The sequence below is a fragment of the Rhizobium sp. BK418 genome (genome assembly GCF_004341105.1).
Lineage (GTDB): Bacteria > Pseudomonadota > Alphaproteobacteria > Rhizobiales > Rhizobiaceae > Rhizobium.
This window is the reverse complement of the sequence record NZ_SLZK01000002.1, coordinates 88,098-109,136: the sequence shown is the minus strand read 5'-3', so window position 1 is coordinate 109,136 and position 21,039 is coordinate 88,098. Positions and strand designations below refer to the sequence as shown.

Sequence of the window (21,039 nt, the reverse complement as noted above, 5' to 3'; positions counted from 1 at the left end):
AAACTCCGAAAGGCAGGCCCGAGTTCCGACTGACTGGTAAAGGACGTGTCAGACTTGCTGCTTTTGCCGTCGACGGAGAGTTTCCTCCCCGCCGAACCAAGCCTTGATCACTCTGCCGGCGTGCGCAGCGTCGCTTCGACGACCGCGAGTTCGTCGTTGACGGAGTCGGCGATCATGCCGTTGCCGCGCAACGATTTGCTGGAGATATCAATCATCGGCGCGAAGTTGGCGGCCGGCATGCGCACCTCTTCCTTCTCGGGCTCCGCGAGAGGCGGGACATCGGCGACGGCAGGACGATCGCCGCGCGCCACTTCCAGCTGACCGCTGAGGATTGCGCGCTCGGCACGCAGCTGGCGGATTTCCGACTTGGCGATTTCCAGGCTCGTGCGCAGCTGGCTGATTTCGTAGCGGTCGGTATCGAGGCGCGTATCGAGATCGTTCTTGAAGGCTTCGATCTCACGGTCGCGCTTGTTGCGCTGGCTTTCAGCCTCGCGCAGCTTCATCACGAGATCATTGCTGTGGGCAGCGAGCTCGCGGCGGGCAGCTTCGCTTTCCGCGCCATTGAGGCGAACCCGGTTGAGCTCATCCGTCATCCGTTCCAGGCGCGTCAGCGCCGTGGCAAGTTCGCTCTTCGTGCGCTTCAGTTCCGCGCGGGTCGACTGCAACTCCTCGTCCGTCATCTTGTTGCGGCTGTTGGCGGTCGACAGCAGCTTCTCGACGAGCTCGGACTTCGAGCCGATTGCCTCATGCTTGGTGCGCAGGTTGGCCAGTTCGAGCGTCGAGGAGGTTTCCAGCGTTTCGAATTCGGTTTCCAGGCGGCGATAACGCTCTTCCGAAGCAGCTAGATCCTGCTTCAGGTTGGAGATGGAGGACTGCAGGCTGCGCGTCAGCGCCTCATGCTCGGACAGATTGGTCTTGAGGTGGCTGCGCTCTTCATTGAGACGCGCGATTTCGCGAAGCTGGATGCTGTTTTCGCGGCGCGAGCTTTCGATGAGCAGCTGATGGGCCGTGGTTTCCAGATCCAGCTTTTCGCGCGTGATCGCCAGTTCCCGGCTGCGCACATCATGGTCCTGCTGTGTGCGGCGAAGGTGTGAGGAAACCTCGTCGAACTGCAGCGCCCGGTCGCTGAGCTCGCGCTCGGCATCGATCAGCCGCGCCTCGACCACGGTGAATTCCTCGCGTGTCAGCTCATGCACGCCCTGCAGCTTGATCAGCTCTTCGCGGTAGGTGCTGGCCTCGACACGAAGCTGGCTGCAATCGACCTTCAGTCCCTTGTTTTCGATCGCAAGGCGCTGATTGTCCTGATCGGCTTTGCGCCGTGCATTGCTCTCATAATCGAGCAGCGAGGCCAGGCGTGAGCATTCTGCCCGCAGAGCACCCGTTTCGTTGAGCGACTGGCTGTGTGCGCCGAGCAGCGAGGAGACACGCTCCTGCAGAGATGTCAGGCTGACGAGCAGCTCTTCGGAGGACTGCTTGTTTTCCTCGATTGCCGTGCCGAAAGCCTGGAAATCCTCAATTTCTGAAACGCTGTACTGCACCGGCGGCTTATCAGCGAGAGCGGTTTGCTCGGTCACGGACGACATCGGACGATGGCCGGATACTCTTGCACCCGGCTTCATCGGTTCTTCATTACGACGAAAAAAGCTCATGACCATCACACGCCCCGAAGTTGATGTCAGAAGTCCCTGAAATGATTTAAGCAATGCTAACTAAGAAAATACCGGAGAATGTCAGACTAACATTCTCCGGTAGCTCTGGGTTGCATCTAAGACGTGCTCCTCGCGGCCTGTCAAAAGCGCCTAAGGGAAATTAACAGGTTTTTATTGAAATCCCGGAGGCGTACCCTGAACGCGTTGGGCGAGACGCGAGCGGAGCTCGTTTTCGGCACATGGCTTGAGAAAAATAATGCTTGGCGAGGGGAGGGACTCCATTCCTTTTCATGCCATTTCCCTTTTTGCCGTCATATCGGTTTCATCTCCAGGAAGGCGTGGCACAGACTGTGATTTGTGCTTTTGAAGAGAGCCTGCCGCAGGAGGCAATTTTTCCTCGAAGTCGTTGTTTTTTGATAATTCGCCGGTTGCCACTCCGTGCTTCCCCTCCTATGTTCCGCCTCACCTGCCGATGACGCAATCTATTGCCAAGAGGAGATCTGATATGGCTTTCGAATTGCCCGAACTTCCCTATGACTACGAAGCGCTTGCTCCCTTCATGTCGAAGGAGACGCTGGAGTTTCATCACGACAAGCACCACAAGGCTTACGTCGACAACGGCAACAAGCTTGCAGCGGAAGCCGGCCTGGCCGATCTCTCCCTGGAAGACGTCGTCAAGAAGTCCTTCGGCACCAATGCCGGCCTCTTCAACAATGCCGCTCAGCACTACAACCACGTCCATTTCTGGAAGTGGATGAAGAAGGGCGGCGGCGGCAACAAGCTGCCGGGCAAGCTCGAAGCTGCCTTCAACTCCGACCTCGGCGGCTACGACAAGTTCAAGGCCGATTTCGCCAATGCCGGCGCAACGCAATTCGGCTCCGGCTGGGCCTGGGTTTCCGTCAAGAACGGCAAGCTCGAAATCTCCAAGACCCCGAACGGCGAAAACCCGCTGGTTCACGGCGCGACCCCGATCCTCGGCGTCGACGTCTGGGAACATTCCTACTACATCGACTACCGCAACGCTCGTCCGAAGTATCTCGAAGCCTTCATCGACAGCCTGATCAACTGGGATTACGTCCTGGAGCGCTACGAAGCGGCTACGAAGTAAGCACTTCGAAAGTTTTGGTTTTTCAGCACCCGGTGCCGCCAAGCGTCGGGTGTTTTCGTTTCTGCCGAAACAAATGCTGCGAAGGCCGCTTGACTCATTCATACCCATATGGCTATAAGTAAATCCATAGCCAACCAGGTATGAATTCTGATGTCGAATGTTCAGGACGCACTTTTCCGGGCGCTTGCCGATCCGACCCGACGCGCCATCTTCGAACGTCTATGCCGTGAAGGCGAGAAGACGGTCGGCGTTCTGACGGTCGGGGCCGGCGTTTCCCAACCGGTCGTCTCGAAGCATCTGGCGGTGCTGAAGACCGCCGGCCTGGTGCGCGACCGTCATGAAGGCCGCCAGACGCATTACAGCGCCGAGATCAAGGCGCTTGCTCCTCTGGCGGACTGGACGACGGAGATGGCCGGCTTCTGGGAAGGCCGGTTCGACGCTCTGGAAGATTTGCTCAAAAGGATGGACCAATGAACGACACCGCAACTGAAGTCCGCTCCGTCATCATCGAGCGGGAGATTGCTTTCCCGCCGGAGAAGATCTGGCGTGCGCTGACGCAGCCGCATCTCATCCAGGAATGGCTAATGAAGAGTGACTTCAAGCCTGTGCGCGATCACAGCTTCAAGTTCACTGCCGAATGGGGTTCCGTCGATTGCCGAGTACTGGAAATCGAGCCGAACAGGACCCTCACTTACACCTGGGATGCCTATGGCCTCGAAAGCACCGTCACCTGGACGCTGACCCCTGCCGGTTCGGGCACGCATCTGCGCATGGAGCAGGCAGGTTTCCGTCCGGATCAGGAACAGGCCTACCAGGGCGCAAAGTTCGGCTGGCAGCGCTTCTTCGACAATCTGCAGCAGGTTCTGGTGCGTCAAGACTGAAATACAGACGCAGAAGCCTGCTTGAGGAGGAAATGCCAATGAATTGGAACAAGTTTATCCGCCAGCTTCACCGCTGGCTGTCCATAATCTTCACGCTGACGGTCATTGCCAATTTCGCCACCATGGCTTTCGGCACGCCGCCGGCCTGGGTGGTCTATTCGCCGCTGCCGCCTCTTTTCCTGATGTTGTTCAGCGGCCTCTACATGTTCGCATTGCCTTATTTCAGCGACCGTCAGAGCGAAGCGCCCGCCACGAGGTGAGGGTTGCGCCGCGGTTGGCAGCACCGTCACATCGCTGTCATCCGCGGCCACTACATCACGCCGCATGTCATCAGCTGATCTTCCCTATTTCCGCTTCGGCATCATCGCCGATCCGCAATATGCCGCCATAGAACCGCAAGTCGAGATGGGGCGCTATTACGCCAACAGCCTCGCCAAGGTTGCTGCCGCGATCGAGACCTTCAATGGCGAGGACCTGAGCTTCGTCATGACGCTCGGCGATATCATCGACCGCGATTTCAGAAGCTTCGACGATATCCTGCCCGTCTATGAAAAGCTGCGTCACGAGGCGCACTTTCTGCTCGGAAATCATGATTTCGGCGTCGCCCCTCAATATCTGGAAAAGGTTGCAGAGCGTGTCGGCATGCCGGCGTCCTATTACAGTTTCCAGCGTCACGGTTTCCGCTTCATCGTGCTCAACGGCAATGAAGTCAGCATCTTCTCATCGCCGGAAGGCCATCCCTTCCGCGTGCTCGGCAGCGAGCGACTGGCGGCTCTGCTGGCCGCCGGCGCCGAGAACGCGCATGAATGGAATGCATCGCTCAGCGACGAGCAATTTGCCTGGCTCGCAGGCGAAATCGAACAAGCGAAGGTCGAGGGCGAGAAGGTGATCGTCATGAATCACTTCCCCGTCCACCCGCCCTGTGAACATGACATGTGGGATCGCGAGCGTATCGTCGAGCTCCTGTCCTCGCAGGACAATGTCGTTGCCTATCTCAACGGCCATAACCATGTCGGCAATTACGGCCAGGTCGCCGGCTGCCACTTCGTCAATTTCAAGGGTGTTGTCGATACCGAGAACGAGAACACCTTCGCCATCGTCGATGTCTATGCCGACCGGCTGGAAATCCGCGGTTTCGGCCGCGAGGACAGCCGCCGACTGAATTACTAAATCAGTTCTGTGTCCGCTGTTGCCGGCTGTGCCCGGTGCTCCAGCGCATCCTTCTTTGGCGGCGTGCCGAACATGCGCGTATATTCGCGGCTGAACTGCGAAGCACTTTCATAACCCACCTGATAGGCCGCATTGGCGGCATTGATGCCGTCAGCCACCATCAGCCGCCGCGCCTCCAGAAGCCGGAGCTGTTTCTGATATTGCAGCGGGCTCATCGAGGTCAGCATCTTGAAATGCTGGTGGAAGGAAGAGGGGCTCATCTTTGCTGCCGCCGCCAGCTGTTCCACACGGACAGGCGCAGTGAAGTTGTCGCGTAAGAGATGGATCGCATCGGCCACGCGCCGCGTCTGGCTTCCAGGCAGCGCCAGCTTGCAGACTTCGCCGCCGTTCTCGCCTGTGAGCAGCCAGAAGCTGATTTCCCGCAAGATCGCCTGTCGCAGGATCGGGATAGATTTCGGCGTCGCCAGCATTCGCATCAGCCGCAGGGTGCAGTCCTGCAATTCCGGTCCGAACTGCTGGACGAAAACACCCTGACCGCCTTCGCCGGATGGCTTGGGCGGGCTTTCCATCTCTTCGAGAACGTCCCGCAGGATGGTGACATCGAGCTCCAGGGTCAGCGCGATCATCGGCCGCTCCGGGCTCGCCTGGATGACCTGTCCGAAGGCCGGCATCTCGACGCTGATCACCAGCGCCTGCATCGCCGTATAGGTGAAAAGCCGCTCGCCGAACATGATCTGCTTGGCACCGTCGACGATGATGCAGAGCGCCGGGCGATAGATCGCCGGCTTCGGCATGGTGAGCGTCGAAGCACGCATCAGGTAAAGACCGGGCAGTGCCGTCGTGTAGAGACCGTCGCCGCCACCATGGCTCTCCATGTATTCGGTAATAGCGTTCTTGATTGCGTCGGACATCATCATTCTCCGGTGGCAGACCGTGCGGTGCTTATGCCCCGTCATCTTACTGCCTGCCGGCAAGCGGACAAGCCGGTTGGAGGAATAGGCAAGAAATTCGAGGCTTTCGGCATTCAAGGAAAGGGCTGTCAGGTCCTAGATTCCAGCCATCTGAACAAGGAGTACCGAGATGACCGATCAGAACGCACTTTCCAAAATCGCAATCGTCACAGGTGGCAGCCGCGGCCTCGGCCGAAACACCGTCGTCAGCCTCGCCCGTGATGGCGTCGACGTGATCTTCACCTATAATTCCAACCGTGCCGAGGCAGACAAGGTCGTGACTGAAGTCGAGGCGCTCGGCTGCAAGGCCGCTGCCCTGCAGCTCGATACCGGCAATGTCGAAGCCTTCGACGCCTTCGTCGGCAGCGTCCGCTCGGTGCTGAAGAGCTGGGGCCGTGACCGTTTCGACTTCCTTGTCAACAATGCCGGCACCGCCTACCACGCCTCGATCACCGAGACGACTGAGGCGGAAATGGACAAGCTCTATAACATCCATTTCAAGGGCGTCTTCTTCCTGACGCAGAAGCTTCTGCCGGTGATTGCCGATGGCGGCCGCATCGTCAATCTTTCCAGTGGTCTTGCACGCGTTGCCGTACCGGGCTCCTCGGCCTACGGTTCGCTAAAGGGCGCTGTCGAGGTGCTGACGCGCTATATGGCCAATGAGCTTGGCGCCCGCGGCATTGCCGTCAACACCGTTGCACCCGGTGCCATCGAAACGGATTTCAGTGGCGGTATGGTCCGCGATAATCCGGAGATCAACCGCCGGGTCGCCGCCATGACGGCGCTTGGCCGCGCCGGCGTGCCCGACGATATCGGCCCGATGATCGCCTCGTTGCTGACGGAAGCCAATCGGTGGGTCAACGCCCAGCGCATCGAGGTCTCCGGCGGCATGGCGCTCTGATTTGCTTCCTTGAAAGCGATCAAGAACGTACCGGTTGCGTCCGGGTCTCTCTTGCCTCGTTTCCGGGGCAGCGGTTCAGGCATTCGCTGCGACAGGCCCTTCCGTCCAGCTTTGCGTCCAAAACGTCCGCAGCGCGTCGCCTTCGCCCTTGAAGAAGGCGTCGGCCTCCGCACAGGCCTCGACCCGGTCGCTGCGGAAGTTGCGGATGGCCTGCCTGAGTTCGCACCAGGCGACGATATTAGCGGTCTGGGAATAATAGATCAGCGCGATCGGGCGGATCATCCGCTCGGTCGCACGTCCCATTTCGTCGCGATAATTGAGGCTAAGCTTGCGCTCGTCGCGGATTGCCCGGCGCACCATGGCAAGATCCATTCCCGGAGGTGCAGGAGCGATAGTGCCCCACGCAAACAGCGCCTTGTTCTCCATAGCCTGACGGAGCGGCGGCGGCACGGCGCCGGCAAGCTTCTGATTGACGCGTCGGGCGGCGAGCTTCAGTTCGTCGTCGCCGGTGCGTTCCAGCAGCGCCAGCGACAGCACGATCGCTTCGGTTTCCTCGATCGAAAACATCAGTGGCGGCAGATCGAAGCCTGGCCGCATGATGTAGCCGATGCCGCGCCCGCCCTCGATCGGCACCCGCATTGCCTGCAGCGCGGCGATGTCGCGATAAATCGAGCGCACCGTCACTTCCAGCTTTTCGGCCATGACGGCGGCCGTCATCGGCTTCTTCGCCAGCCGCAATATCTGGATGATCTCGAAAAGCCTGGAGGCCTTGCGCATTTGCCACCCTTTCTCCCACGCTCCTGACAATACATTGTCAGTTGGCCTGCCGTATAGAGCCCATCTATCGATTTGAAATTAATGTGCTTCCTGGAAAAGCACCTAGGAATACGGGACGGACAACTGACATGAATTATCACGAAAGCCTCTGGCTCTACTTCACCCTTCTCTTCGGCATCATCATCGTGCCGGGCATGGACATGCTCTTCGTGCTCGCCAATGCGCTGACCGGCGGCACCAGACGGGGGCTCGCCGCTACCAGCGGCATCATGCTGGGCGGGGCGGTGCATTCCGCCTATGGTGCGGCGGGAGTGGGCATCCTCGTCGCCATGCTGCCGGGTGTTTTCAACCTGCTGCTCTTTGCCGGCGTTGCCTACATGATCTGGATCGGCATCTCGCTGATGAGGAGTTCGATCAAGGTCGAGGCGGTCGGCCCCGGCACGGCGCGCTCCACCTGGAAGGCGTTCCGGCAGGGGGCAGTCACCTGCCTCGTCAATCCCAAGGCCTATATTTTCGTGCTGGCGGTCTATCCGCAATTCATCAAGCCGGAATATGGGCCGATCTGGCTGCAGGGCCTGATCATGGGCGCCATGACGGTGCTCACGCAGCTTGGCGTTTATGGCACGCTTGCCATGACCGCCGGTCGCAGCCGTGATCTCCTGGTTTCCAACCCGAATACGACTGCTGTCATCGGCCGTCTCGCCGGCCTGCTGCTGGTCGTCATATCGGCGATCAGCCTCTGGCAAGGATGGAAGACTGCATAATATTCCATCGATGCTTATCACATTGTTTTTATGAGGATCCGGCCAAACGTGACTATGCGGCGAGGTGGATTTTGTCATGATCGCCGTGCAGATTTGCCCCGGCCGGTTTTGCCGGCGGAACAATGGAGAGAGAAGAATGAATTGGAAAACAATAGCGACGGCTGTTGCGCTTGCCGGCATTGCCATCGGTTCGGCCATGGCGGCCGACGGCACGCATGACGCACGCGTTGGAATGATGAAGCAGATCGGTGGCGCAGCAGGTGCGCTTTCGGCCATCGCCAAGGGCACGAAGCCCTATGATGCGGATGCCGTCAAGGCAGCACTGACGACGATCGCTCAAACCGCAAAGGCTTTCCCGGAGCAGTTCAAGCCGGGCACCGAGACGGGCGACAGCGAAGCAAGCCCGAAGATCTGGGAAAACATGGATGACTTCAAGGCACGCGCCATGAAGCTGTCTACCGACGCCGAGACCGTGCTCGCCCAGCTGCCGGCTGATGCTGCCGGCGTTGGCGCGGCGCTTAACACCGTTGGCGGCAATTGCGGTGGCTGTCATCAGCTCTATCGTATCAAGAAGGACTAAGCGATAGAGCCATTCCCAGACGACCCCGTCATCCGCACCGGCCCTTGCCGCCGGTGCGGATCGCTTTATTCTCGCCGGCAGCGGGACCCGGCGAGCGAATCCCGGAATGCCCTTGATATCGATAGAAGGAGAGGCGGCGCATGGTCCGCAGGTTCGTCCGCTTTGTGCTCTGTCTCATCGGCGTCGTCGTGATTGGCGGCGCGGTTTTTTATTTCGTCACCGCGCCGGACCCGCTGCCGGAAAGCCATTGGGCCAATCTCGGTGCGCCCGACGTAGCAAACGGCGAAAAAGTGTTCTGGGCCGGCGGCTGCGTCAGCTGTCATGCCGCCCCTGGCGCGCAAGGCGATACGAAGCTGACCCTTGCCGGTGGTCTCGCACTGAAGAGCCCCTTCGGCACGTTCCACGTCCCCAACATTTCCCCGGATGAACAGGCGGGCATCGGCCGCTGGACGCTCGCCCAGTTCGGCAACGCTATGAAGCGCGGCGTCGGTCCCGACGGCCAGCATCTTTACCCATCCTTCCCTTACGGCTCCTATGCGCGCATGAGTGACAAGGATGTCAACGATCTCTTTGCCTATCTAAAGACGCTGCCGAAGAGCAGCAATGTCGTCCCGCCGCACGAATTGCCGTTCCCCTTTAACATCCGCCTGGCGCTCGGCGCCTGGAAGCTCCTTTATTTCAATGACCAGCCGCGCGTCGTACTCGCCAACGCCGATGACAGGTTGAAGCGCGGCCAGTATCTGGTCGAAGGCCTCGGCCATTGCGGCGAATGCCATACCCCACGCGATTCCCTCGGCGGCTTCGTCCGCGACCAGTGGCTCGCCGGCGCCCCTAACCCGGAAGGCAAGGGTCGCATACCCGATATCACGCCGGGCTCGAAAAGCATCGGCTCCTGGAGCGAGGCCGATATCACCAACTACCTGCAGACCGGCTTCACCCCCGATTTCGACTCCGCCGGCGGGCAGATGGTCGACGTGCAGCAGAATATCGCCCGTCTGCCGCAGTCCGATATCGAAGCGATCTCCGCCTATTTGAAGGCGGTGCCGAGCAAGTAGCGCCTGCCTCGGGCAAGCGCCACAGGCTAGATTGATGGCCATGAACCATCCGTCGCTCGAGGAAACTGACGCCGCCATCGCCCGCATGAGGGATCGCCTTGGCGCGCGCAACGCGGTGCTCGCGCGCTGGTTCACAGATACGCTTGCTGCCATGGAGGCAAAGATGGCGAGCCCTCTCGATAATCCCGGCGATCTTGCGCAGGCTCGGGCCGCTGCCTTCCTCTTCGTCAAGTCGGCACTTCACCAATGGGCGACCCGGCCGGGCGCACGAGGCGACCGCCAAGGCACGACGGCCGAAGTGATAGAGTTGCTTAGCGCGGCTCACGCCGCCTTCGGCTGATGCTCCGCGCCGAAAATCTGCACATAGGTATCTAACTCTTCGCTGCCGAAGCCGAGGGCACGGAAGATTTCCGCCGTAAAGGTGATTGGTGCCGAGCCGGGTGCGGTCACGATCATGCCTGAACGCACAGCCTGTGGTCCGTCGCGGTAGTGCGCCTGGCCGCGATAACCCTCGGCACTGGCGACAAAATCAGGCGCATTGCTGGTGTGCGGAATGTCGTTCAGCACACCGGCGCGCGCCAACGCCAATGTCCCGCCGCAGATCGCCGCCGTGAGCTTGCCGCGCCCGATAAAATCGTTGATGACGGGCGAAAGGTCGGGTGCCTTTTCGGTATCCCAGATCGTCCCGCCGCAGATAACAAGTGCATCGAAAGCGTCACCATGCAGGTTTTCGGCGACAGTATCGGCGGCCACCCGCAGCCCGCCCATGGAGCGCACCTCTGCGCCGCCGGGACTTGCCGTCACCACGTCGAAGCCGAAATGGGTGCGGGCGGAGGCAGCAAGCTGCCCCACTTCCCAGTCCGCGAAGCCGTCGGTCAGAACCACCGCCAGTCGGGTCATGTTTTCCTCCCTTGCAAGATGGCCGAGCGGCTGGTGCCGCTCACGACAGAGCCTGCATATAGCGCATGCCGGTGACCGGGCGAGGGGTGAAGTCCATTTGTTCGTAGAAGCGGTGCGCTTTGACATTGCCGGTGGCAGCGCTGACGGAAAGGTAATCGCAGCCTGCCATACGTGCGGTTTCGCGGGCGCGGTCGACCAGAAGCTGACCCGTGCCATGGCCGCGATGGCCATCACGCACGAAAAGGTGATGCAGATCCATGCCGCGCTTGCCTTCCTGCGCCCGGTAGAGCGGGACGAGGATGGCGTAGCCGATCAGACCCTCGCTGCCTTCTGCGACGATAGCCGAGATCCAGGGCGTCGGGCCGAAAAGATCGCGTTCGAGCTGCTCCGGCGTCGAGGCCGAGATGTCGCCGTGGTGAGCGGCAAGCAGGCCGATCATTTCATGGAGTTCGGCGATGTCGCGGGGTTTGGCGGCGCGGATCGTCACCACCGGCGGGCGCATGAGCGATATTTCGCTGTCTTCTAATTCAAGCACGGTTTTCGCGTCCTTTTCGAAATTATGCCGTCAGGACGCTGCCGATACAACAAAGCCGCCTGACGGCGGCTTGTTGACATTATGATCTGTCTTGGCCGCCCCTTACAGGTACAGCCAAAAATACGAGCGGTTATGGTGCGCGTTCTCGATCATGCCAAGATCAATCCTCCGAAACCGCTCATTTGTCAATGGCCGATCAGGTGGCGTTAGTTCGGACAGCGGAGCGTTCGTCAGCGCATTTCCGCTTGCTTTTGTTGCCATGGCCGCGTTCGAGGCGTTTCCCTCGAGAGCGTGTTTGAGATCGGACATGACGAAATCCGTGAGATGCGTCGCCTTGTCGCTTTCACCTTTCGACAAGAAATAGTATACCCCCCTATCCTAATTAGAGGCGATCATGTCCCATACGACCCACCAGAAGAAGAAGCTCATCGCCCGCGTCAGCCGCCTCCGAGGCCAGCTCGAGGCCGTCGAGCGCGCGCTGGAAGCCGAGCGCCCCTGCGGCGAAATCCTGCAGCTTCTCGCCTCCGTGCGCGGCGCGCTGACGGGGCTGACCGGCGAGGTGCTGGACGATCACCTGCACGAACATGTGCTGCATGCCGCCGACGAGAAGGCGAGGGCGGAAGCGGTCGAGGAAATATCGGAAATATTGCGAACCTATATCCGCTGAGGCGGATCGATCAGGAGATGGCGATGAATGCCGGAACGAATACCCACGGACATGAACATGTCTTCCTGGGGCAGGATCATGCCCGGAACGAGCGCCGCATCTGGCTGGTGATCGCGCTGACCGCAGTCATGATGGTGGTCGAAATCGCCGCCGGCACGATATACGGCTCGATGGCGCTGGTGGCTGACGGCTGGCACATGTCCACCCATGCCAGCGCACTGCTGATTTCCGCGCTCGCCTATCTCTTCGCCCGCAAACAGGCGCGCAACCCGCGCTTCACGTTCGGCACCGGCAAGCTCGGCGATCTCGCTGGCTTCGCAAGCGCCATCATTCTGGCGATGATTGCCCTGCTGATGGGTTGGGAAAGCTTCCTGCGCATCACGTCGCCCGTGCCGATCAGCTTCAGTCAGGCGATTGCCGTCGCCGTCATCGGCCTTGTGGTCAACCTCGTGAGCGCCTGGTTGCTGAGCGGCGGTGGCCACGATCATCACGGCCATGGACATGCTCACGGACACGGACACGGACATGCTCACCGTCACGATCATCACCACGGCCATGACCATGGCCACAGCGGTCACGCCGATAACAATATCCGCTCCGCCTATATGCACGTCATCGCGGACGCACTGACATCGGTGCTCGCCATTGCCGCGCTCACCTTCGGCAGCCTTTATGGCTGGCTGTGGCTCGATCCGCTGATGGGCATCGTCGGCGCGCTCATCATTGCGCAATGGTCATGGGGACTGCTGAAATCGTCGGGCGCCGTGCTACTCGATGTACTCTCCGAAGGGGAGACGCTGCCGGACGAGATTCGCGGCGCGATCGAAGGCGATGGCGACCAGATCACCGATCTGCATGTCTGGCAGGTCGGCCCCGGCCACCACGCGGCAATCGTCGCTGTGCTGACGCCGCAACCGCGCGACACGGCATTCTATAAGCAGCGGCTGGCGAGCCTGGACGAGTTGTCGCATGTGACGGTGGAGGTCACGCGCGCCGCCTGATTCCGTCAAAAGCCGAGATGCCGCCGCAATCGGGCCTTACGCCTGCGATCCTGATTCCTCGGAGGTCTTCATGAATCACAGCCTTACCCGCCGCAGCTTCATGGGCTCCGCCTTGCTGTTGCCTGCGCTGGGTTTTGCCGCTCGTGTGCGTGCAGAGCAGCAGAATGATGATATTGACAAGCGGCTTGCAGCACTGGAAGCGCGCATTGGCGGGCGCCTCGGGGTCTCCGTCCTCGACAGCGACACAAATGTCTCCTTCGGCTATCGCGGCAGCGAGCCGTTCGCCATGTGCAGCACCTTCAAAGTTCTGGCTGCCGGCCTCGTGCTCGCCCGCGTCGACAGGGGTGATGAAAAGCTCGACCGGCGCGTCACCTACGGCAAGGAAAAACTCGTCACCTATTCACCAGAGACGGAAAAGCACGCCGGCGGCGAGGGCATGACCATGGCCGAGATCTGCAAAGCCGGCATTACGCTCAGCGACAACACGGCCGGCAACCTGATGCTGGAAAGTTTTGGCGGTCCGGCAGCGCTCACCGACTGGCTCCGCTCCATCGGCGACGGCACCACGAGGCTCGACCGCATGGAAACGGCACTGAACGAGGCGGCAAAAGGCGATCCGCGCGACACCACGACGCCGGATGCTATGCTCGACTCGCTCGGCAATATCGCCCTCGGCTCCGTCCTGGCGGAAGATTCGGCCAATCAGCTAGTCGACTGGATGGTGGCAAATACGACTGGCGGCGGGCGCCTGCGCGCAGGCTTGCCATCCGACTGGAAGATCGGCGACAAGACCGGCACGGGCGACAACGGTTCGGCCGGCGATATCGCCATCATCTGGCCGCCCAACCGTGGCCCGATCGTCGCCACCGTCTATATGGCCGAAACGACCGTGAAAATGGATGAATTCAACCCCGTCTTTGCCGAGATCGGCAAGATGATCACCGAGATGGTGTAGAGCAGTTCCAGCAAGAGGTGTGCAGCGTTTTTGCGCCCGGAATTGTGTGAAAAAATGCCTAGCTCTCGGCGGGTGTTTCGTCTGCGGGTTGGGTTGCGCTGGATTGTCCGCTCGTCGAGGGTTGTTCGGCTCCGTCTCCCCCGCCTTCGATACCGGCAAGCTCACGCTTGATCTGCTCGGCAATTTCCTTCTCGATCGCCTCGCGCTGATCGGCCGGCATGGCCTTCAGGTCGTCTTCGGTCAGGCCATGTGCCTCAAGGTACCGGGCACGGATGAACTCTGCCGGGTCCATGTTGCTCCAGTCGGAAAATTCGTCGACCAGGCTGCTATGCGCCGCCTTGGTCGCCATTTCGTCTTCGGACGGCTGGTTGATATAGGTCTCGTTACCGGCCTGAACCGCCCACATCGTATTGGCGATGGAAGGCGGGGTCGTGCTCGGCTGCAGGCCGGCGCCGGATTGACTGCGCGTGCTGCCTCCGAATTCGTCGGCCTGCTTGTTCCTGGATTTGCCCTGCTCGAAAAGCGAACCGAGGCCGGAATAAATTGAAAGACTGCTACCGATTTCCATGAAAAAGTCCCCCTGAAAAACCGGCAGCATCATCCTCCCGCGAACCTGTCCGAGGCTTGCGGCTCTACCTGAACGTGAGAAAATCCTTAGATTCTCTCCGGTTCACAGGAAATCGATCAATGTCCTCGTCGCGGCGGAGAGACGGCGATGCGGGGCATAAACCAGCGAGAAGGGGCGCGAACGCCCGCCCGCCTCGGCAAGTATTTCGATCAGGCTGCCGCGGCTGATTCTCTCGCGAACGATGAAATCATAGCTCTGGCAGATGCCCATGCCGGCCTCGGCAAGCGAGACGACGCCCAGCACGTCATCATGAATCTCGATTGTCCCGCCCGGCGTCCAGTCAGCCTCCACCCCATCGACGCGAAAGAGCCAGGGCGCCGGCCGGCCAGTGCTCGGCATGATGAAGGGCAGGCATTCGTGCTGTGCCAGATCCGCAATCGTCAGCGGCATACCGGCAAGCCTGACATATTCAGGAGAGGCGACGAGCCGAAGCGGCGCATCTTGGAGCTTGCGGGCGACGAGCCCGCTGTCCGGCAGTGGCCCGAGACGGATCGCCAGATCGTAGCCTTCCGCGACAAGATCGACATTCCGGTTGGTGATACTGACCTCGACATGCACGTCCGGATGGACGGTGCTAAAACGCTTTAGTTTTTCCGGAAGACGGAAGTGGCCGTAAGTGGTGGAGACGCTGAGACGCACACGGCCGCTGATCTCCCCGTCCTGCCCCTGTATCGCGCGCTCGGCGTCCTCGATCAGCGAAAAGGCGGCCCGCGTCTGCTCCAGATAGGCGCGACCGGCGTCCGTGAGGCTCAGGCGCCGTGTCGTGCGCCGCATGAGCTGTGTGCCAAGCCGCGTCTCCAGCCGGGTGATCGCCCGGCTCAGCACCGAAGGTGTGGTGGATAAGGCGATTGCTCCTGCGCTCATCGAGCCCTTTTCCACAACCGTCGTGAAAGCCTCCACATCGCCGAGATGATCGAAACGTCGCATGATCATGGCCTTTGAAGAACAGATGATTTCCGCCGAGGCAACTTTATCATCTCAAGAGGAGCTAATAAATCCTCGTCATCGAATGAAAATCAACCTTCGACGGTCGATCGGACAACAGGAGAAAGCGATGACATCTACAGCAAAGCCCGTACTCTTCGTACTGACCAGTCACGGCGTAAAAGGCGACAGCGGCCAGCCGACCGGCTTCTATCTCGGCGAAGTGACGCACCCGCTGGCCGTCCTCGAGGCGGCGGGTATCAAGGTCGAATTTGCCTCGATCGAAGGCGGTGAGCCGCCGGTCGACGGGCTCGACCTCGAAGATGCGGCGAACGCCCGCTACTGGAACGACGAGAAATTCCGCCAGACGATCCGGACCACGGCGAAACTCGCCGATGTCGATCCCGCCGGCTATTCGGCGATCTTCTTCGCCGGCGGTCACGGCGCCATGTGGGATTTGCCGGCAAGTCCGGCCGTCCAAAGCGTCACCCGGAAAATCTTCGAGACGGGTGGCATCGTCGCGGCGGTCTGCCATGGCCCGGCGGCACTGGTAAATGTCAAGCTCAGCGACGGCAGCTATCTCGTTTCCGGCCGCAACGTCAGCGCTTTCACGGATTCGGAAGAGCGGGCTGTCGGCCTCGACAAGACGGTTCCCTTCCTGCTCGCAAGCACGCTTATTGAGCGTGGCGCCAGGCACCATCCGGCGCCTGACTGGAATGCCAAGGTCGTGGCCGACGGCAGGCTAATCACCGGCCAGAACCCGCAATCTGCCACCGGCGTCGGCGAAGCAATCCGCGACCTGCTCGCCGCCTGACAACGACAGGACGACCGGCCGGCAGCAGATCCGGTCCGGTCGTAAGCCATGTTACGGCAGCGTATAGGCGATTACATAGTCGCCCGGCTTGGTGCCGACCGAACCGTGCCCGCCGGCAACAATGACGACATATTGCTTGTTATCATCGGTCATATAGGTCATCGGTGTCGCCTGGCCGCCGGCCGGAAGCCGGGCTTCCCAGAGTTGGCGGCCGTTCGTCACGTCGTAGGCGCGCAGATAATTGTCGACGGCGGCACCCAGGAAGGCGACGCCGCCCTTGGTCATCATTGGCCCGCCGATACCGGGCACGCCGACCTTGAAGGGCAGGGGCAGCGGCGTCATGTCATGCACCGTGCCGTTCTTGTGCATATAGGCGATGCGGCCGGTGCGCAGATCGACGCCTGCCACATAGCCCCATGGCGGCGCCTGGCAGGGGATCTTCAGAGGCCCGAGGAAAGGCCCCATGAACACGCCGTAGGGCGCGCCGTCATTGCGATTGAGACCCTGTTCGCTGCCCTTCTGATCCTGCCCGCGCGGCGGAATGTCAGCTGCCGGCACCAGGCGGGAGGTGAAGGCGAGGTAGGTCGGCATGCCGAACATCACCTGCCGCTCAGGATCGACCGCAACCGAGCCCCAGTTGAAGGTGCCGAAATTGCCGGGATAGACGATCGTTCCCTGCAGCGAAGGCGGCGTATAGCGGCCTTCATATTTGTAGCGGTGGAACTCGATGCGGCAGGCGAGCTGATCGAACAGCGAGATACCCCACATGTCCTTTTCCTGCAGCGGTTCCGGCGAGAAGGTGAGATCGGAGATCGGCTGCGTCGGCGCGGTATGATCCTCGGGGATCGCTCCGCCTGGCGCCGGGATTTCTTTGAAAGGAATGATCGGCTGGCCCGTGCGCCGGTCGAGCACGTAGATATCGCCCTGCTTGGTGGATGCCACCAGTGCCGGCACCGACGTTCCGTCCTGCTTCGTCAGGTCGAGCAACACCGGCTGTGCCGGCACGTCCATGTCCCAGAGATCGTGATGGACGAACTGCTGCACCCAGCGCAGCTGTCCGGTATTGATGTCGAGCGCCACGACCGAGGAGGAGAATTTCTCGACATTCTCGCTGCGGTTCATGCCGAGCTGGTCGGGCACCTGGTTGCCGAGCGGGATATAGACCATGCCGAGCTGTTCATCGACGCTGAAGACCGACCAGCTGTTTGGCGAATTCGTCGTGTAATGCTGGCCCTCCGGCAGCGGCGTTGTCTGGTCCGGATTGCCGGAATCCCAGTTCCACAGCAACGCACCGCTGTTGATGTCGTAGGCGCGGATGACGCCCGATTGTTCCTGCGTGGAATAGTTGTCGTTTACCGCGCCGCCGATGATGAGCTTTCCGGCGACAGCGACCGGCGGCGAGGTTGAGTAATAATAACCGGCTGGATTATACTGCATGCCGGTCTGCAACTGCAGCACGCCCTGATTGGCAAAGCTGGTGCAGACCTGCCCGTTGGTGGCATCGAGCGCGATCAGCCGCGCATCCGAGGTCGGCAGATAGACGCGCTCCTTGCAGGGTTGGCCGGCAGCGGTCGCCGCATCGCTGTAATAGGTGACGCCGCGGCAGGTCTGGTGCTGCCGGTCCGGGTTCATGCCGGAATTGGCGTCATATTTCCATTTCTGCTGCCCTGTCTTGGCATCGAGCGCGATCGCCCAATTGTGCGGCGTGCAGAGATAAAGTGTGTTGCCCACTTTCAGCGGCGTCACCTGATACGTCGTTTCGCTGACGTCGTCAGGGCGCTTCACGTCGCCAGTCTGATAACGCCAGGCCTCTTTCAGGCTGGAAACATTCTGCACAGTGATCTGATCGAGCGGCGAATAACGCTGACCGTAGGGCGTGCGGCCATATTGGTGCCATTCGCCGTCAGGCACATTGCCGCCGAAGACAGGCGTTGCAGTGGCTGCCTGCGTCGGCAGATCGCCGGCGAGGTCGTGCGGATCCGTCGTCATCGAATAGACGGCGACGATGATGGCGGCGATGACCGGAATGGCGAGAGGCCAGGGGTTGGCGCCGTAATACGCGCCTGTCGGGCTGCGGAAACCGAGCGGCCGACGGATCCATGGTGTCAGCAGCCAGAGCCCGAAGAGGATGATGACGCCGCCGCGCGGGCCGAGTTGCCACCAGTCGAACCTCACCTCCCAGATCGCCCAGGCAAGCGCCACGACCACGAGCGCTGCATAGACCCAGAGCGCTGCCGCCTTGCGCATGAGCAGCAGGCCTGCCGTCAACAGGAACATCAGTCCCGCAAAGAGATAGAAAACGCTGCCGCCGAGTGTGACGAGCCAAAGCCCGCCAGTGCCTAGCGCCAGGCCGAAGATGATGAAGAGAATGGAAGTAATGACGATTGCCATAAGGCAGTCTCCCGCTGGTTAGCCGGATCGGAGGGTGGCTAAAAACATGCGCCGATCAGGCAGATAGAGCGGGAGGCCTGCCTTTCAACCGCCACATTTGGCGGCGGTTGAACTGCCGCACTAGTTCGTTTTTGCAAGCTCGCGGTCGATCGCCGAGAGCAGGCGGTTGTCATCCGCCGTCACGTCGGGGGCGAAACGGGCAACGATCTTGCCGTTACGCCCGACGAGGAATTTCTCAAAATTCCAGAGTATTTCGCTGTCGTCGCCGGCAAAGCCGGCGCCCTTCAGCCGCTCGCGCATCGGCCCTTCGCCGGTCGTTTCCACGCCCGAACTCGTCAAGGTCTTGTAGAGCGGGTGCTTGTCCGGCCCCTTGACCGAGATCTTCGAGAACATCGGGAAATCGACGCCGAAGGTGCTGGTGCAGAAATCCAGGATTTCTGCATCCGTGCCCGGCTCCTGGCCCTTGAAGTCGTTGGCCGGGAAACCGGCGACGACGAAGCCGCGTTCGCGCTTGTCGGCATAAAGCTTTTCGAGCCCTTCATATTGCACTGTCAGCCCGCATTTGGAGGCGACGTTGACAATGAGCAGCACCTGGCCACGATATTCACCGAGCGTCGTCTCGCGCCCCTGAACGGTCTTGACGGGAATATCGAGGAGGTCGGTCATCATTATCTCCAGTAGTATGGCCGGTTTGATAGGGAATTGGTTGAAATCAGGTCCCGCAGAAAGTCTGGAGCACCCGCTCTTCGGGCTTTGGCGGGTCCATATAGGCCGCGAACGCCGGCTGCTCCTCATAAGGGTTCGAAAGAACGGTCAGCAGCGCTTCGAACAGCGAGAAATCGCCGTCCTCAACCCCCGCTTCGATCGCCTGCTCGACACGATGATTGCGCGGAATGAAGGCCGGATTGACCCGCTTCATCGCCGCAGCTCGCTCCGTGGATGTCTGCGGATCACGCGAGATCCGCTCGCGCCATTGGCCGAGCCACTCGGCGGTAGCCGCCGGTTCGCGGAAGTTCGAGGCGAAAACACTTTCCGCCTCCCGATCATCGGCAAGCGTGGAAAGCCGCCGGAAGGTCAGCGTGAAATCCGCGCCCTGTGCCTGCATCAAGGCCAGCAGCGCCTGGATCAGCTCCAGATCGCCGTCCTCGGCGGAAACAAGGCCGATCTTGCCGCGCATGCCCTGCAGCCAATAGGCGTGAAAGCGTTCGCCATAGGCCTTGATGATGGCGTTGGCATGCTCGATCGCCTTGTCACTGTCGGCGTCGATCAGCGGCAACAACGCTTCGCCAAGCCGCGCAAGGTTCCATTGCCCGATGCCCGGCTGGTTGGCATAGGCATAGCGCCCGCGCTGGTCGATCGACGAGAAGACCGTCATCGGATCGTAGGCATCCATGAACGCGCAGGGACCGAAATCGATCGTCTCGCCTGAGATTGTCATATTGTCGGTGTTCATCACCCCGTGGATGAAGCCGACCTGCAGCCAGCGGGCAATCAGCGACGCCTGCCGGTCGCAGGCCGCCTCATAGAGGGAGAGATAGGGATTTTCCGCGGCCTTGAGCTCGGGATAATGGCGTTCGATGACATGATCGGCGAGCGTTTTGATGCCGTCCTCGTCTCCGGTCGCGCCGAGATACTGGAAGGTGCCGACACGGATATGGCTTGCCGCCACGCGCGTGAAGACCGCGCCGGGCAGGATATCCTCGCGCCTGACGCCTTCGCCTGTCAGAACGGCAGCAAGCGCCCGTGTCGCCGGAATGCCGAGCGCAAACATCGCCTCGCTGATGATATATTCCCGCAGGACCGGACCGAGCGCTGCCCGCCCGTCACCGCGGCGCGAAAAAGGCGTCTGCCCCGCGCCCTTGAGCTGGATGTCGCGGCGCTCTCCTTTACGGTCGATGACCTCCCCAAGCAGGATCGCCCGCCCGTCGCCGAGCAGCGGCACGAACTGCCCGAACTGGTGGCCGGCATAGGCCATCGCCAGCGGTTCGGCCCCCTCGGGGACAAGATTGCCGGAAAAGATCGCCGGGCCATCGCGTTTCAGGATGTCGACATCAAGCCCCAATTCTCTGGCCAGCGGCTCATTGAGCTTGATGAGCCGCGGCTCCGCCACCTGCGTCGGCGCCTGCATGGCAAAGAAACGCTGCGGCAGCCGGGCATAGCTGTTGTCGAAGCCGAAGGCCGTATCCGGCCGGTTTTTTTGGAGCGCGGAGGTCATGGCTAATAGGTAGGGCTGGGGGTGGGGCCACGCAAGCCGATTCTGATCTCAAATCGTTCCTTCACGAAGGGCAAAGAAGTGCAAGGAATGGTGATCTGTCTTTACCTCTCGTCAAAGCAGATTTGCCATAAAAGACATAGCGCTGCCATGATTGCAGGCGTATAGCCAATCATC

Annotated in this window: 26 protein-coding genes; 14 read left to right on the top strand and 12 right to left on the bottom strand. The window is 60.8% G+C overall.

Going from position 1 to position 21,039, the window contains the following annotated elements:
* Positions 1-107: 107 nt before the first annotated feature.
* Both EV281_RS06535 and EV281_RS31065 read right to left on the bottom strand, forming a co-directional pair.
* The gene (locus EV281_RS06535; RefSeq protein ID WP_312862133.1) at positions 108-1,649 is read right to left on the bottom strand and encodes a hypothetical protein; all 1,542 of its coding nucleotides are present in this window, start codon (positions 1,647-1,649) and stop codon (positions 108-110) included.
* A gap of 288 nt (positions 1,650-1,937) precedes the next feature.
* Positions 1,938-2,084 (bottom strand): hypothetical protein, encoded by a 147-nt coding sequence (locus EV281_RS31065; RefSeq protein WP_165911856.1) that lies wholly within the window; start codon positions 2,082-2,084, stop codon positions 1,938-1,940.
* A 70-nt stretch (positions 2,085-2,154) separates the two neighbouring features.
* Between EV281_RS31065 and EV281_RS06530 the strand changes: the two genes are divergently transcribed.
* From EV281_RS06530 to EV281_RS06510, 5 genes are all read left to right on the top strand, one after another.
* Positions 2,155-2,757, top strand: coding sequence for a superoxide dismutase (locus EV281_RS06530; protein WP_132652130.1), 603 nt, complete (start codon positions 2,155-2,157; stop codon positions 2,755-2,757).
* A gap of 150 nt (positions 2,758-2,907) precedes the next feature.
* A complete protein-coding gene (locus EV281_RS06525; RefSeq protein WP_132652129.1) occupies positions 2,908-3,231 on the top strand; it encodes a metalloregulator ArsR/SmtB family transcription factor in 324 nt (107 codons plus the stop codon).
* Complete coding sequence (locus tag EV281_RS06520) at positions 3,228-3,638, top strand: SRPBCC domain-containing protein (protein WP_132652128.1); 411 nt, start codon at positions 3,228-3,230, stop codon at positions 3,636-3,638. Before EV281_RS06525 ends, EV281_RS06520 begins: the two co-directional genes overlap by 4 nt.
* Positions 3,639-3,676: 38 nt before the next feature.
* Entirely contained in the window at positions 3,677-3,898 is a 222-nt protein-coding gene (locus EV281_RS06515; RefSeq protein ID WP_132652127.1) for a hypothetical protein, read from the top strand.
* 64 nt (positions 3,899-3,962) lie between these two features.
* Positions 3,963-4,808, top strand: coding sequence for a metallophosphoesterase (locus EV281_RS06510; RefSeq protein WP_132652126.1), 846 nt, complete (start codon positions 3,963-3,965; stop codon positions 4,806-4,808).
* Here EV281_RS06510 and EV281_RS06505 read toward each other — a convergent pair.
* A complete protein-coding gene (locus EV281_RS06505) occupies positions 4,805-5,719 on the bottom strand; it encodes an AraC family transcriptional regulator (protein ID WP_132652125.1) in 915 nt (304 codons plus the stop codon). The two genes, EV281_RS06510 and EV281_RS06505, sit on opposite strands and share 4 nt — an antisense overlap.
* A gap of 169 nt (positions 5,720-5,888) precedes the next feature.
* Here EV281_RS06505 and EV281_RS06500 point away from each other — a divergent pair, with 169 nt between their 5' ends.
* The gene (locus tag EV281_RS06500) at positions 5,889-6,659 is read left to right on the top strand and encodes an SDR family oxidoreductase (protein WP_132652124.1); all 771 of its coding nucleotides are present in this window, start codon (positions 5,889-5,891) and stop codon (positions 6,657-6,659) included.
* A gap of 75 nt (positions 6,660-6,734) precedes the next feature.
* Here EV281_RS06500 and EV281_RS06495 read toward each other — a convergent pair whose 3' ends face one another.
* On the bottom strand, positions 6,735-7,436 hold the full coding sequence (locus EV281_RS06495; RefSeq protein ID WP_132652123.1) for a YafY family protein: 702 nt from the start codon (positions 7,434-7,436) through the stop codon (positions 6,735-6,737).
* Between the two features lie 128 nt (positions 7,437-7,564).
* Here EV281_RS06495 and EV281_RS06490 point away from each other — a divergent pair, with 128 nt between their 5' ends.
* The 4 genes from EV281_RS06490 to EV281_RS06475 all read left to right on the top strand — a co-directional run bounded on the left by EV281_RS06490 (position 7,565) and on the right by EV281_RS06475 (position 10,175).
* Positions 7,565-8,200: a LysE family translocator gene (locus EV281_RS06490; RefSeq protein ID WP_132652122.1), complete on the top strand. Its 636-nt coding sequence runs from the start codon at positions 7,565-7,567 to the stop codon at positions 8,198-8,200.
* Positions 8,201-8,336: 136 nt separating this feature from the next.
* A complete protein-coding gene (locus EV281_RS06485; RefSeq protein ID WP_132652121.1) occupies positions 8,337-8,780 on the top strand; it encodes a cytochrome c in 444 nt (147 codons plus the stop codon).
* 140 nt (positions 8,781-8,920) lie between these two features.
* Positions 8,921-9,835 (top strand): cytochrome c, encoded by a 915-nt coding sequence (locus EV281_RS06480; RefSeq protein ID WP_132652120.1) that lies wholly within the window; start codon positions 8,921-8,923, stop codon positions 9,833-9,835.
* Between the two features lie 34 nt (positions 9,836-9,869).
* Positions 9,870-10,175 (top strand): hypothetical protein, encoded by a 306-nt coding sequence (locus EV281_RS06475; protein ID WP_184327206.1) that lies wholly within the window; start codon positions 9,870-9,872, stop codon positions 10,173-10,175.
* Here the strand turns inward: EV281_RS06475 and EV281_RS06470 are convergent.
* From EV281_RS06470 to EV281_RS06460, 3 genes are all read right to left on the bottom strand, one after another.
* Positions 10,157-10,735, bottom strand: a complete 579-nt coding sequence (locus tag EV281_RS06470; protein ID WP_132652119.1) for a type 1 glutamine amidotransferase family protein — start codon at positions 10,733-10,735, stop codon at positions 10,157-10,159. The two genes, EV281_RS06475 and EV281_RS06470, sit on opposite strands and share 19 nt — an antisense overlap.
* 40 nt (positions 10,736-10,775) lie before the next feature.
* A complete protein-coding gene (locus EV281_RS06465) occupies positions 10,776-11,270 on the bottom strand; it encodes a GNAT family N-acetyltransferase (RefSeq protein ID WP_132652118.1) in 495 nt (164 codons plus the stop codon).
* Between the two features lie 102 nt (positions 11,271-11,372).
* Positions 11,373-11,579, bottom strand: a complete 207-nt coding sequence (locus EV281_RS06460; RefSeq protein WP_132652117.1) for a hypothetical protein — start codon at positions 11,577-11,579, stop codon at positions 11,373-11,375.
* 85 nt (positions 11,580-11,664) lie between these two features.
* Here EV281_RS06460 and dmeR point away from each other — a divergent pair, with 85 nt between their 5' ends.
* From dmeR to bla, 3 genes are all read left to right on the top strand, one after another.
* On the top strand, positions 11,665-11,937 hold the full coding sequence (dmeR, locus tag EV281_RS06455; RefSeq protein WP_132652116.1) for a Ni(II)/Co(II)-sensing transcriptional repressor DmeR: 273 nt from the start codon (positions 11,665-11,667) through the stop codon (positions 11,935-11,937).
* 23 nt (positions 11,938-11,960) lie between these two features.
* Positions 11,961-12,938 carry a CDF family Co(II)/Ni(II) efflux transporter DmeF gene (dmeF, locus tag EV281_RS06450; RefSeq protein ID WP_132652115.1) on the top strand — a complete coding sequence of 326 codons (978 nt, stop codon included), beginning with the start codon at positions 11,961-11,963 and terminating at the stop codon, positions 12,936-12,938.
* Between the two features lie 70 nt (positions 12,939-13,008).
* Entirely contained in the window at positions 13,009-13,893 is an 885-nt protein-coding gene (gene bla / locus EV281_RS06445; RefSeq protein WP_132652114.1) for a class A beta-lactamase, read from the top strand.
* 58 nt (positions 13,894-13,951) lie between these two features.
* Here the strand turns inward: bla and EV281_RS06440 are convergent, their stop codons facing one another.
* Together EV281_RS06440 and EV281_RS06435 are read right to left on the bottom strand one after the other, a co-directional pair.
* Positions 13,952-14,461 (bottom strand): hypothetical protein, encoded by a 510-nt coding sequence (locus EV281_RS06440; protein ID WP_132652113.1) that lies wholly within the window; start codon positions 14,459-14,461, stop codon positions 13,952-13,954.
* 102 nt (positions 14,462-14,563) lie between these two features.
* Entirely contained in the window at positions 14,564-15,448 is an 885-nt protein-coding gene (locus tag EV281_RS06435) for a LysR family transcriptional regulator (RefSeq protein ID WP_245508237.1), read from the bottom strand.
* 127 nt (positions 15,449-15,575) lie between these two features.
* On the opposite strand from EV281_RS06435, the gene EV281_RS06430 reads away from it, so the two are divergent.
* Positions 15,576-16,259, top strand: coding sequence for a type 1 glutamine amidotransferase domain-containing protein (locus tag EV281_RS06430; RefSeq protein WP_132652111.1), 684 nt, complete (start codon positions 15,576-15,578; stop codon positions 16,257-16,259).
* Positions 16,260-16,310: 51 nt separating this feature from the next.
* Here EV281_RS06430 and EV281_RS06425 read toward each other — a convergent pair whose 3' ends face one another.
* From EV281_RS06425 to EV281_RS06415, 3 genes are all read right to left on the bottom strand, one after another.
* Entirely contained in the window at positions 16,311-18,650 is a 2,340-nt protein-coding gene (locus EV281_RS06425; protein ID WP_132652110.1) for a glucose/quinate/shikimate family membrane-bound PQQ-dependent dehydrogenase, read from the bottom strand.
* 120 nt (positions 18,651-18,770) lie between these two features.
* Positions 18,771-19,319 carry a glutathione peroxidase gene (locus tag EV281_RS06420; protein WP_132652109.1) on the bottom strand — a complete coding sequence of 183 codons (549 nt, stop codon included), beginning with the start codon at positions 19,317-19,319 and terminating at the stop codon, positions 18,771-18,773.
* 43 nt (positions 19,320-19,362) lie between these two features.
* Positions 19,363-20,865, bottom strand: coding sequence for a protein adenylyltransferase SelO (locus EV281_RS06415; RefSeq protein WP_132652108.1), 1,503 nt, complete (start codon positions 20,863-20,865; stop codon positions 19,363-19,365).
* Between the last annotated feature and the right edge of the window lie 174 nt (positions 20,866-21,039).